The following is a 13,488-nucleotide window of genomic DNA, read 5'->3' as shown; positions in this document are numbered from 1 at the left end:
CAACAAATACTAACCATTAATTTTAAAGTCTATATTTTCATTCGTTTGCAGGAACTCGACCAGATTACGTGTGACATTGAGACGTATGTTCTGCGAGAAGAAGTTCTGCGTGATGTTGTGCTCCCCGTCAACTACTTTAAAATATAACAGGCTTTGCCCCGGATTGTTCTTTATCAAGGTCGAAAGCTCGTTTATGGTCGGCTCGTCGAGGTCGTGGATCGGAACCGTGATACTGATCTTTTCGATCATCCGGTCTTTTTCCTCCTGCAACAGTTGGATGGAACCGATCGACAGGCTCAACCGGCCGGAGTTGTAGCGGTCTTCCACACGAGCTTTGATCAACAGGTACATCCCCCGTTTCCCGAATTTCCCGTATTCGATGAAATCTTTCCCGAACAGGGCTATCTCGCCACTGCCCGTAAAGTCCTCTATCTTGATGATACCGTACGGATTCCCTTTCTTTGTCATGCCTTCCCGGAAATCGGTCACGATGCCGCCGAACAACAACTCTTTCCCGACCAGGCTCTCCTTGTCGTTGATTTCCGCCATGCCGGTGTTGCATACATATGTTAATATAATACGGAATTCATCCAGCGGGTGGGCGGAAAGATAGATGCCGACCAGCTCTTTTTCCTTGTTCAGACGTTCCAGGTCGCTCCAGCGTTCACATTTCGGGATTTCCGGTTTGGCGATCTCCACCTGTACGTCTCCACCGAACAGCGAGTTGGTGGCTGTGCTTTTGTCCGTCTGGTACTTATTGCCGTAGCGTACGAGCGTCTCCAGGAATATTTCACCTTTTCCGGTTTCTGCAAAGAACTGCTCGCGCTGGATGCCGAAATTGTCGAAAGCTCCGGCCAATGCCAGCGATTCGATGTTCTTTTTGTTGCAGGCCGTCAGGTTGACGCGTTCCACGAAATCGAAGATATTCTTGAACGGTCCGTCCTTCTTCCGCACATCGATGATGTTCTGGACAGCCGCTTCGCCGACACCTTTCACGGCTCCTAACCCGAAACGGATGTTCTTGTCCTTGTCTACGCTGAACTTGAGGATCGACTCGTTCACATCCGGTCCGAGCACCTGGATACCCATCGCTTTACATTCGTCCATAAACTTCGTGATATCCACGATGTTGGACAAACTTCGGCTCAGGACGGCCGCCATATATTCGGACGGATAGTTGGCTTTCAGGTATGCCGTTTGGTAGGCCACCCACGAATAACAGGTCGCATGGCTCTTATTGAACGCATAGGAAGCGAATTTTTCCCAGTCGGACCAGATCTTCTGCAACGTGCTTTCCTCGTAACCGTTTGCCTTTCCGCCTGCCATAAATTTGGATTTCAGGTGGTTCATCTTTTCGATCAGCTTTTTACCCATTGCCTTACGGAGGGCGTCACTCTCACCACGTGTGAAGTTTGCCAGCAAACGGGACAGAAGCATGACCTGTTCCTGGTAGACGGTAATGCCATAGGTGTCTTTCAGGTAACGTTCCATGACCGGAATATCGTACTTGATTTCCTCTTTCCCTTGTTTACGGGCGATGAAAGAGGGGATATAGTCCATAGGTCCCGGACGGTAGAGGGCGTTCATCGCGATCAGGTCTTCAAACTTGGACGGCTGCAGCTCCTTCAGGTATTTCTGCATACCGGCGGATTCAAACTGGAACGTGCCGGTGGTCTTTCCGTCGCAATACAGCTTATAGGTCACCGGATCTTCCAGACTGATATGGTCGATGTCCAGTTCCTGTCCCGTTGTCAGGCGGATGTTTTCGATTGCTTCTTTGATGATGGACAATGTTTTCAGTCCGAGGAAGTCCATCTTGATCAATCCGGTCTCTTCGATCACGGAACCTTCATACTGGGTCACCAGCATTTCTTCACCCGTATCCTTGTCTTTGGCCGTACTGACGGGTACGACGTCTGATATGTCGTAACGTCCGATGATAACGCCGCAGGCATGTACGCCGGTGTTGCGAACGTTGCCCTCTAACATTTGTGCGTATTTAAGCGTATCGCGTGCCAAAGGATCATTCCCTGTAGCCGCCTCTTTCAGTTCCGGTACATAGTTGATGGCGTCTCCCAGTTTGAATTTTTTCATATCGGGAATCTTGTCCGGGACAAGCTTTGCCAAGCGGTTCGATTCGGAAAGCGGCAGTTTCTGCACACGCGCTACGTCCTTGATGGCCGACTTGGTTGCCATCGTGCCGTAAGTGATAATATGCGCTACACGCTCGGCACCGTATTTTTCCGTTACCCACCGGAGCACTTCGCCTCGTCCGTCATCATCGAAGTCGGTATCGATATCGGGGAGGGAGATACGGTCCGGGTTCAGGAAACGTTCGAACAGCAAGTCGTATTTAATCGGGTCGATTTTCGTGATCCCTAAGCAATAAGCCACAGCCGAACCGGCAGCCGAACCACGGCCGGGACCGACCGAGACACCTAACTCCTCACGGGCGGCACGGATAAAGTCCTGTACGATCAGGAAGTAGCCCGGGAAACCCATCGTCTTCATGATATGCAATTCGAAGTTCAGGCGTTCCTTCACTTCGTCGGTCAGCTCGTCCCCATAGCAGAGTTTAGCCCCGTCGTAGGTGATTTTTTTCAGGTAGTCGGCTTCTAACTTGATGCGGTACAGCTTTTCATAACCGCCTAACTTCTTTATCTTGTCGTGCGCCGCCTCTTCGCTCAGCACCACATTTCCGTTTTCGTCGCGTGTAAATTCCTCGAACAGGTCTTGTTCGCTGAACTTCTCGCGGTAGCTTTCCTCCGTCCCGAAATCTTCGGGAATGGCGAAGGTCGGCATGATAGGGCCGTGGTCGATGGAATAGAATTCGACTTTATCGGCTATTTCGAGCGTGTTGCTCAGTGCTTCGGGCACATCCGAAAAGATCGCATTCATCTCCGCCGTCGTTTTCATCCATTCCTGCTTGGTGTAACGCATGCGGTTCGGATCGTCCAGGTCTTTGCCTGTACTGAGGCAGATCAGCCGGTCGTGCGCTTCGGCATCTTCTGCATTGACGAAATGGACGTCGTTGGTTGCGATTACCTTTATGTTGTGTTTTTTCGCCAGCTCGAGTATAACCTTGTTGACTGTCACCTGGTGGGGGTAGGTGTCCTGGGCTGCTGACGGGTCATGTGTCTCATGGCGTTGTATCTCCAGGTAATAATCTTCCCCGAACAGGTTCTTGAACCAGAGTACCGATTCTTCCGCTTTGTCCATCCGTCCGTTCAGGATATGCTGCGGCACTTCCCCACCGATACAGGCGGAACAGACGATCAGGTCTTCATGATATTTTTCCAGCAGTTCCTTGTCGATACGCGGCCGTCCGTAGAAACCTTCCGTCCAGGAGAGAGAGACCATCTTGATCAGGTTCTTGTACCCGTTCAGGTTCTTTGCCAGGACTATCAGGTGCCAGCCGCTCCGGTCGTTCTGCGATGCCAGTTTGCTATGCCGTCCGTTCCGGGCGCAATAGCACTCGCAACCGAAGATCGGCTTGAATATCTTTTTTCTCTCTTCTTCGATCTTTGCCGGTATTTCTTCCAGGAGGGTTTGCTCTTCTGCGCTAAGTTCCGTTTTGCCTTTCAGCTCCTTCAGCTCTTTCTCATATCCTTTGATCGCATCTAAAGGTTTGCTGTTTTTCTTGGATACCTTGTTGAAAAACTCTTTTATCCCGAACATCACGCCGTGATCGGTGACGGCAATCGACCGCATCCCGTCTTTTTGCGCCTTGTCTATCAAAGCGTCAATAGACGCTTGTCCGTCCAGAAGTGAATACTGGGTATGTACGTGGAGGTGTATAAATGGTTCCATATCAATTTTTGATCCTGTTTATTTGGCCTATAAAGATACGGCTTATTTTGTTATTTTCTTCTATCGCCTGTTATAATCCGATTGAAAAACTCTATCTTTGCTCATAGGAATTAGAAGGTTTGCAATATGAGAAAAATTATATTTATTGTCTTTTTAAGTGTATGGATGATTATGCCGGCAGTGAGTCAGGTCGCTTTCGGCGTACGTGTGGGTGGCGCTTACTCTTCTCTGGTGCAAAAAGTGGAAGGAACGTATAAGGCAGGTGCCCGTTTCGGTTTTAGCGTGGCAGGGCTTGCCGACATACCTTTATATAAGGGATTGTCTCTGCGTCCCGAAGTGGCTTTTGCCAACCAGGGTGGTTCTTTCATATCCAACTTCCAGGTGGAAGGGGCGAAGAACTCCCTTAATAAATGTAGTTACTATTCGATACAGGTTCCGGTGAACCTGGCCTATACCTTTAATATAAATGATGTTCAACTGGGTGTCTATGTCGGTCCCGCCCTCGATTTCTCCTTGTTCGGCAAGATGAAAACCCAAAACCAGAATGTGGATATCCATTTCGGCCAGGACAAGGAGACAGACCTCAAAACATTCGATTTAGGTGTAAACGTCGGCTTACGTGTCGACTACAGCCGTTATTTCTTCTCCGTCGGCGCCCTTTGCGGCACGCTGGACCGCCGCGCTGTTGAGCGTGAAGGCGAGTCTTCCCTTTATCAGAATAATGTAACGTTGTCGCTGGGGTATATGTTCCGGAGCCGGTAACTTCACAAAGGCAGGAAAGAATTATGAATATCGGTCCGTTATTCCTATATTTGTAAGCACGATAAAAACAGTGACATATGGACCGGAAAAAGTTACCGATAGGCATCAGTGATTATAAAGAACTGATAGACGAAGATTATTATTATGTGGATAAGACTGATTTTATCCGCCAGATCATAGAAGAAGGAAGCAAAATTACGCTTCTTCCGCGTCCGCGCCGTTTCGGCAAGACACTGAACCTCTCCACGCTCCGCTATTTCTTCGAGAGGACGGAGGGTAACGTCTATCGTCCGCTGTTCAACGGGAAAAATATCGAGCAATGGAAAGACTTCGACAAGTATCAAGGTAAATACCCGGTGATCCTGGTCACGCTGAAAGACTGCAAGGGCGATACGTTTGAAGCGACCCTGTCTCAAATCAAGATACAGATGCAACAGGAGTTTGCCCGTCACCGTTATTTGCTGGACGACGAGCTGTCCGAGCTGGACCGCCTGTGGTTTAATCAGATACTCATGCTACAGGCAGACGAGGTCATGATCCAAAACTCATTACTTTTTTTATCCGGATTGCTGGCGACTCATTGGGGCATGCCGCCCCTCGTGCTGCTCGACGAGTATGACACGCCAATTCATGTCGCTTTCGACAAAGGATATTATGACCGCATGATCGGCTTTATGCGTAACTTTATGAGCTTAGTGTTCAAAGACAATACGGATATCTTTCGCGGCGTCATCACCGGTATCCTGCAGGTCAGCAAGGAGTCTATTTTCAGCGGATTAAATAATATAGATGTAGATACGATCCTGGAACTCCCGATGTGTACATCTTTCGGTTTTACGCAGGAAGAAACGGACCAAATGCTAACCGACTATTCGTTCGGCGGTCAGAAAGACGAGGTGAAGAACTGGTACAACGGCTACCTGTTCGGAGATCAAACGGTCTATAATCCCTGGTCTGTGCTTTCCTTTATAAATAAAGGCGGCGTCCTGGCTCCTTACTGGGTAAACACCGGCTCTGATGTCCTCTTGCGTCACCTGCTTGCCGACGGCCCGTCACAAATACGTATGGGAGTGGAGTCGCTGATACAGGGCGAACCGATCCGCAGTGTGATAAACGACAAGTTAGCGTTTCCGGATTTGTTGGCAGAAACAACTAACATCTGGTCATTTATGCTTTTCAGCGGCTACCTGAAGGCCTCCGATCCGGCAAAGAATAGCGACGATTTGATGGAATACACTTTACAGGTTCCTAATCGCGAAGTAAGAACTGTTTTCTTCACCATAATCCGTAGCTGGATCAATAACGGTCCGGTGAAGAACGACCGCTTAGAGTTGATGTTGCAGGCATTACGCGCGGGCGACATCGAATATTTTGAAGAGTTGTTGAATGACTTTGTCGTCAATACCTTTTCCTATTATGACACCAACGGCCGTGAGCCGGAAAAAGTTTACCAGGCATTCCTGTTAGGATTGCTGGCGGGCATGTCGGACTACGAGGTCAGCAGTAACCGCGAATCCGGTTTCGGGCGCTACGACATCCTTCTGCGTCCGAAAGACGGGAAGGGGCAAGCGGTGATTATGGAGTTGAAGCGCCTGCGCCCGACAGAGACAGTCGAGAAAGCGTTGAGTTCAGCCTTGCAGCAAATCGAAGACAAGCAGTATGATGCCGTCCTGCGCCAGGATGGTTTCACTGACATCCTCAAAATGGCTATCACTTTCGACGGCAAGCGGGTCTGGGTAAAGATAGCCGGATAAGTGGATTTTCTGTATATGAACCGCGTCGGAGCGCACTCATATATGCCAAATTCTGACATCCTACAAATAAAGAAAAAGACAATAACCCCTCTTTTTGCCTGTTTTTCTATTTCGTCCGAAATCTTGATCGATTTTGGATTGACTCTTTTTACGGTTTTAACCGACTCGGATGACAACAGAGAAAATGAGGTGCCGAGCCCATTCCAAAAAATGTGCAATCTGATTACAGAAAGGCGGAAATGCTGACAAAGTGATAAACCTTAACTCCCGGAGAATCGCCTGTAGCAAAATAAAACGGACGGCGTTCCAAATATCCCAAGGAAATTTTGGCGGTTTTTTACCATGAGGACGGTCGCTTTTCAAAAGAGGACGGTCGTCATCGCCATTACGACCGTCTTCATGGGTGATGCACTCGGCACCTCGCAGAGATTAGAACGGTCGTAATGGCAAAGAGGACGGTCGTGATGGCGAAAAACTCCCGAAAAAGGGGAAAAAGTCTCTTTTTGACGTCTGAAATGTGGATTAACATTTGTTTTGTTTCGGGGATATTTGGAGATTAAAAAAAACGTTTTATACAATAAGGTCCTTGCTGAAAAATGAAAAACTATCTCATGCCACCTTAGAGAGACCTTAGCTATGATAAATACTTCGACGCTATCAGAGAATTTAAAACGGCGTCATTGATATGGCTAAAAGGGAAGAGAATATCGAAAGAAAATCAGAGGGATTTGCCGAAGAAATCTCCCTAAATGCTGAAGACTGTGAACTGGAAATGTCAAAGCCCTGCAAGAGCAACACCTGAAATGCTTTTAGAAACAATGTGTCGTCCTTGCAGGGCTTTGAATAATAATATTTACCATGTAATCGTAATCGTCTTCCAGACTCCGCCGGCCTTGATATAGAACAAAGGATTCCGACTTGTTACTATATTCGGATCAATCCAGATAAATGTTTCGTAGAATACACCTACCTCCCCTTCTTTTTGCTGGGCTATAATGCCGGCAGGCATATCGATCATCTTCCATCCACTTGCGCAATTAGTAAAGATTTGAATCTTTGCATAATACATTGTTCTATTTTCATAAGATGTAGCTGTAGCAGTCAGCGTAGAAGCATTTACGGCTAAATAATCCATACCATCCGTTGTAATGTCATTCAACCCTTTTTCTATACAATCTTCCTTGTTAATTTCCGTCTTGTCACCAACAACCATAATTGTTGTCGATGCAGTAAGATGTGAGGCATTATCCGGAATAGATTTCATTAATGCCTTTAGGGCTGATTCTTCCCCATATTCATGGACAGCATCGATCTTGAAGATATAGCGGGTATTTCTCTCAATATCCATATCTTTATTCACCGTATTTTGTAACAGAAAATCCAACCGGTAATAACCATGTCGTTTTATTCCGTCGATTGTCGTATAGCCTCCGACTATCAAGCATAAACTACGATATATTTCTCCTTCCGAGGAATTACTTAATTCCAAGAGACTTTCCGGCACATAAAATTTAGTACCTGCAGCATTTGTCAACCCATCTTTATGAAACTCTTCTTTCAGAGAGCGTTCGCCTGTTGCTTCAGCCGGAATTGACATTGTCCCTTTTTGCAGGTTTCCGTTCGCATCGATAGGAGCCACAAAGCCTTTATCATAAGTACCAACAAGATAAGCATCTGTCATCTCAAAGTTAATCACCAGGTTTTCGTCTACAAGAACTTCCACACAAGCCAGAGCACGTGTCATCGGGATTTTTATTGCAGCGTCATCCGTGTACAGACCATTCGGCAAACTCACTTCACCCCACATCGGAATAGAAACATCGCCTTCCTGTGACGGAACATCGAAAACCAAACTCTTCAGAATATCAGCTTTAGATGTGTTCACCGCAAATTCGTGTGTAATAGAAGATACATTAGCCAAAGCCATCAATGTTACAGCCTCCTGGGTTGCTTTCAGATTGGCAGTCACAGCTTTTGTCGCGTCTCCTGCTCCTACGGTTCCTTGAACCTGATAGATCAATTGACCGGATTCATTAAACATATACAGCCATAAATCATTGATCTGATTCTCTTCGACAGAGGCTGATTTCGTTACAGTCGGCAATTGCATACTGGGCAATTCCAACTGAATCTTGGCAACTACATCATCATTACTTCCTTTTACAATGTCTTCTTGCGAACAAGAGGCTAATAAACAAAGGAAAGTCAATATATAAATTAAATTACTTGTTTTCATATCTTTCCGTTTTTATAATTAATTTCTCCACCCCTTTTGAGAAACACTGATTGTAATAGTTTTACCATTATCATCTTTCAATGTGATAGTTGTACTACGTGCACCTGCTAACGTAGAGTCATTATTAGCTGCAGAGACCGTTAAACGATTCCCATTTCTATTTACAGTTAACCAATTACTATATCCAGACTGAACAGTCCAACCATATTTATCATTTGTTATAGTAACTGTTTGAGTACTACCATTTGGATTCCTATCAAACTTGAGTGAGTTAGTACTTGCACTAAAAGTGTAAGACGCTTCTTTTTGAATTACCGTAATTGAGTACTCATTCCCTTTTGATGTTTTAACCTTTAAAATTGCATCACGCTGTTTGCCAGGATTATCTTCCGATGCTGTAAAGCGTAAAGTTTGTCCTTCACCACCATCCGGATTTCCGGAATACTTATCCAGATAGAACCAAGGTGCCCCCGGATTTGTAACTTCCCAGGTTTCGTTAACTACCTTAATTGTAACTGATTTTGTTGAACCGTTGGCAGCATCTAAAGTTACACTTTCAGGAAACTCATTTAATTCACTAAAATCCTGGGATTCCTGAATTTTCACGCAACGTACAGAACCTGCAAATTGTGTCTGGGCATAAAGATCATATTGCGTTTCTATAAATTTATGAAGATGACGGCCATTACTTGAATTACCCTTTTCTGTCCCATGTAAGAACATTGCGCCCGGTCTAAAATCATCCCCATCTTTTCCATATTTAATAGGCGTATTTGTCCAAACAATACTATTTACCTTTAATGAATTTTGATTATCTACTTGAGAAAAAGAATAGTTAACATTCTCACCAGTCTGCCATGAACCAGGATCATAAACACCTGCTAACGGAAACCATGTACTGCTCGTTGCAGATGTCGAGTTATTGGAAACATTTGGTTGGCTATTTTTCGTATAGTTAATCCAGAAACCATAATGAGATGCATTGTCATTAAAACTATTACCTGTTGGTATATAGGTATTATTCCCATTATAATTATTTTTATAGTTACGATCATTGTTAAATAAGTAAGCCAATAAAGGAGGTACGCGATATCCAACCGGACACGGGTCATAAATTGTCTTATTCCCCTCATTTACAGCGCTACCCGAAAACATTTCCATACCAGAAGGAGTACCCCATAAATAAGTTCCATTTTCATCCACATTACATAAGCCTGTCTTTAATAAGTCTGTCGGATACTTAATTGATTGTTCTAGGGTGGTGGTTCCTGTAACTCCCCAAGTATAGGTCCGTGTCCCATCGCCACAAGGTTGGTAATTATATGTAGTTCTTCTTGTTTGGTTTTTAGGTCCATTCGCACCAATAAACGGGTCTTTGCGTCCCCACTGATATAACAAACCTAACGCGTCATCCCCCGGACGATTAGATAGAGCTCCTATAAATCGATCGATAAAAGTATAGCTCTTTGAGTTTCCACTCCAGTTTTCTGTTTTAACTCCAGTTGCATAATCAGGAACAACCCAGATGTGCCATGACCAAATACACTCATTAGCACTGTTAAACGCTCCAATTAAAGCATTACCGCCTTTCTTGTTTGGAGTTTTATCTATATCAATATAATAATTGACAACGCCACTGAACGTGTTATCCGAATTTATACTTATACTTGTTTTATCGTGCATTCCATTTCCATTATCCAAACGAACTAACCCTTCAGAAGTTTCCCAAATAATGCCGATTCGTGCAGGTCGCAACTTCAATCCTTCTTCTGATATCAATGTTTTACCATCAGCAGTCATACCATCACGCCCATTTCCTTTTACGCTTACATTTAAAGGATAACTGCCTGATTCAAATCGGATATAACAGTTAGCTGTTTCTTCCGGATCAATCTTTACCAAGATTTTCTTTTTTAGCTGGCCTGATTGAACGTAGAAATGTCCGGATGCTAACTTATTGAAGTCTGAAGGCGTAATGACAACTTTATTGTTTTCTTTGTCTGGCTCTATAGTAAAACTATCCAGATTCTCATCAACAATTTCCCAACTTCCCCACGTTGTCGTTATATTCAGAGTTGCCGGAGCTTGCTGATTCGGATTGAAATAGAACAAGTTTGAACTGACTGTCAGCGTATTTTGTTCGTATGGAGAGCGCATGTAGACATCGCTCATCTCTTCTATCTCGACTGTAATGTCGTTTTCACCGTTACCAACTTTTGATACATTTACCTTATAGGTGTGGTTACGAAGAATATCCAAGGCTTCACCATCCGCCTTACCGCTTTTGGTCATATACACACGATACAATTTGTCTACACCTCCGATTGTACCTGCGATAGTGAGATAAACACCATCGTAAGAAGTCGAAGAAGTCGATTTTGCTGCTTCCGGAATATATATTTCGTTTATACAGGTATTGTTGCTTACAGCGTCTCCATCATATATTAATGAAGAATTAACGTTTGGAGATGCAGGCAAAGTTGGTTTTGTCACATTCTTGTCTTTCAAAGAAGAGGTCGGAACGATCAAACCATTAGTCAATGAATTATTTACTTGTACGGATGTCAATGTAAACTTACTGCTTGCGCTTTCTGAAAAAGAGACATTGATGCGTGCCAGAGCTCTCAACAGGTCAATTACTATTGGCTCAGCTGTAATCGCTCCGGAATATTCGCCCCACATCGGAAAACGGCGATAGTTCTCCGTACTGGAGGCATTCCACTTATTGTTAACCTCATAAGCCAGGCGAGCCAGATAAGCGTTCTTGGTTTCATTGTTGATAGCTGGGATAGTCGTCAACGTCCCGTCGTTGGCTTCACCTTCATTTACCACGTTTGCTAAAACCACTATGGAAAGATTTTCATTGGTTGTTTTCATCGAGATATTCTTAGATATTAGCGCACCTCCGTTCTCATCGACAGCCTGTTCTGCATCTGCAACCTGTACTGATGAAATAGAACGTTCCTGCATATAATTACCTCTTTGATCGAAAACCAGAATTTTCAGGACTTCCACTTTGGCCTCTTCTGCCGAAGTTATTGCACGTGTGGTAACTTGTGAAGGATTGGGCAAGTATAGATTCAGACTGACATTCACATCTTCCCCGTTATTCACCTGCGGTATCATCTCTTCATCCACGCAAGATGAAAAAGCCAACAACCACAGAAACAATAAATTGATATACTTTTTCATACCTATTAATTTTTTCTTATTATTTAAATTCTACCCCATTATTTCCACCAATCAGAATCTCATCACTCCAAGGAACTACATCGAGTGATTCGATACCTGCTGCCGTAACATTCAATATCAGATTCATTTTATACCAGTAGCCGGCTTTCACATAATCATGTCCGCTCGTATTTGTATCTCTGTTCGGATTAATCGTATAGGAGCGTGTATCTGCTTTGCCATTAACCGTAAATGTAATATTCATGGTCAAATGATCGTTTCCTATTTCATTCGGAAAAACATTAGCAAGCAGATTCTCAATAATAGATCCGTCTTCCGGACCATTCTCTACTACCAATTTAGAACTTTCATCTTTATAATTGTAGATTGTTGCATCATTTTTAAGTGCTACAGGAATGATTGCACCGTTAGAAAGGATTGTTTCTTCGTCTGTTTTAATTGTACCTTCTGTTCCATTCAAAGCAACGGAACTTTTTAAATTGGACAGTGTGATTTTAGTTAAACGAACTTGTGTCTCGTATATATTATCCTTATACTTCACGTAAAAGCCGTCAAAACTTACTAACGATGTTTTTTGATCAACTGTAATAGAAACGTTTACTGTAGATTCGGGAGTTTGAGCCGTTGATGAAGAACCTGTTACACCTTCCCAGTTGATATTGCTTTCGCCAACTTTCACCATTTTTGTGGCATCTGTACTTGCAACCGATAAAATACCTGCTTTATCTGTCTTCGATTCTAACTGAGTTTTCAAATCATCACAATTGACAATAGCCAAAACAGATGCCGCATTTTCCATTTTTACAAGGATATTTGCAGCAGAAGCATCAGTGCCTGTCATATATCTGCTGTTAAGTACCTGGCCGCTACCATCTAAAACGAAATAGTAACAGTTGTCAACAGTACCATATTCAGCTGTCCCATTAGCATGAGATTCACCCGCTTTGGTAGTAACACCTGCAGTTTTTACTTTTACAGATAAATAAGTGTCTTTTGTGAATTGTCCGGAATTTTCTCCCGTAAAATCGTCTTCCATCGAGCAAGAGATTGCTACAAAGAAGACACAAAGAATCGATAATATATTCTTCAGTTTCATACCCCTAATATTTTTTCGTTTAACTTACACTGCAAAAGTAGGGCTAGTAAAATTAACGGATGATAAGCGAAACTTTCAATTTTTAGCGGCAAATATATCAATCTATTGATTGTTGAGAGGTGCACCGATAAAGTGCCAAATATGCGAGAGCAATACCCACCTTGATTTTCGGTGACAAAAAATTTGCTCTTAAATTCATTGCTTTTTTAGTTGGTTTTAGGGAAACATGCCTTATGGGTACTATAATTATATCTATTTCCGGAGTGAACCGTTTTTTTATAATTGTTAACTGTTTTGTGGCTCAACTTGCTGTATTATAGCTAAAAGAATGCGTTTTTTTATTGCGGCTATGACTTTCATGTAGTTCCAATCTTTATGGCTTGCTGTCTCCTTCTTTCTGCTGCTTAACTGGTTGATTATCACGAAGCCTTGATTTTTGGAAGGGCCTTTTTGGAAATAAATTTCTCCCAAACCTTGAAGTTTCTATCTTTTCGAGGGGTATCCCTCTCAATTTGACTGTTTGCCACATTTACCCCTTAAAGATGAAAGTTGTGCCTATTACCGCTAACAAATATCTACTTTATTTTTGCAACGTAAAGTTAAATACAGAAAGAGACAGAGTTCCGATAGGACTCTGT

General features: G+C 43.8%; 6 protein-coding genes. 2 read left to right on the top strand and 4 right to left on the bottom strand.

The annotated features are described in order from the left end of the window. Positions 1–9: 9 nt before the first annotated feature. Positions 10–3,810 carry a DNA polymerase III subunit alpha gene (dnaE, locus tag DWU89_RS14115; RefSeq protein WP_115500280.1) on the bottom strand — a complete coding sequence of 1,267 codons (3,801 nt, stop codon included), beginning with the start codon at positions 3,808–3,810 and terminating at the stop codon, positions 10–12. A gap of 126 nt (positions 3,811–3,936) precedes the next feature. On the opposite strand from dnaE, the gene DWU89_RS14110 reads away from it, so the two are divergent. Next, the gene (locus DWU89_RS14110; protein WP_115500279.1) at positions 3,937–4,572 is read left to right on the top strand and encodes a porin family protein; all 636 of its coding nucleotides are present in this window, start codon (positions 3,937–3,939) and stop codon (positions 4,570–4,572) included. Positions 4,573–4,649: 77 nt separating this feature from the next. After that, positions 4,650–6,326 (top strand): AAA family ATPase, encoded by a 1,677-nt coding sequence (locus DWU89_RS14105; protein ID WP_115500278.1) that lies wholly within the window; start codon positions 4,650–4,652, stop codon positions 6,324–6,326. 853 nt (positions 6,327–7,179) lie between these two features. On the opposite strand, the gene DWU89_RS14100 is transcribed toward DWU89_RS14105, so the two are convergent. The 3 genes from DWU89_RS14100 to DWU89_RS14090 are packed head-to-tail and all read right to left on the bottom strand — an operon-like array spanning position 7,180 to position 12,850. Next, positions 7,180–8,562 (bottom strand): FimB/Mfa2 family fimbrial subunit, encoded by a 1,383-nt coding sequence (locus DWU89_RS14100; RefSeq protein ID WP_115500277.1) that lies wholly within the window; start codon positions 8,560–8,562, stop codon positions 7,180–7,182. An 18-nt stretch (positions 8,563–8,580) separates the two neighbouring features. Continuing rightward, positions 8,581–11,754, bottom strand: coding sequence for a BACON domain-containing protein (locus DWU89_RS14095; RefSeq protein ID WP_115500276.1), 3,174 nt, complete (start codon positions 11,752–11,754; stop codon positions 8,581–8,583). A 19-nt stretch (positions 11,755–11,773) separates the two neighbouring features. After that, positions 11,774–12,850, bottom strand: coding sequence for a hypothetical protein (locus DWU89_RS14090; protein ID WP_115500275.1), 1,077 nt, complete (start codon positions 12,848–12,850; stop codon positions 11,774–11,776). Positions 12,851–13,488 lie beyond the last annotated feature (638 nt).

This window comes from Parabacteroides acidifaciens (assembly GCF_003363715.1).
Lineage (GTDB): Bacteria > Bacteroidota > Bacteroidia > Bacteroidales > Tannerellaceae > Parabacteroides > Parabacteroides acidifaciens.
Note: the sequence above shows the minus strand (reverse complement) of the source record. Positions and strands in the feature narration are given on the sequence as shown.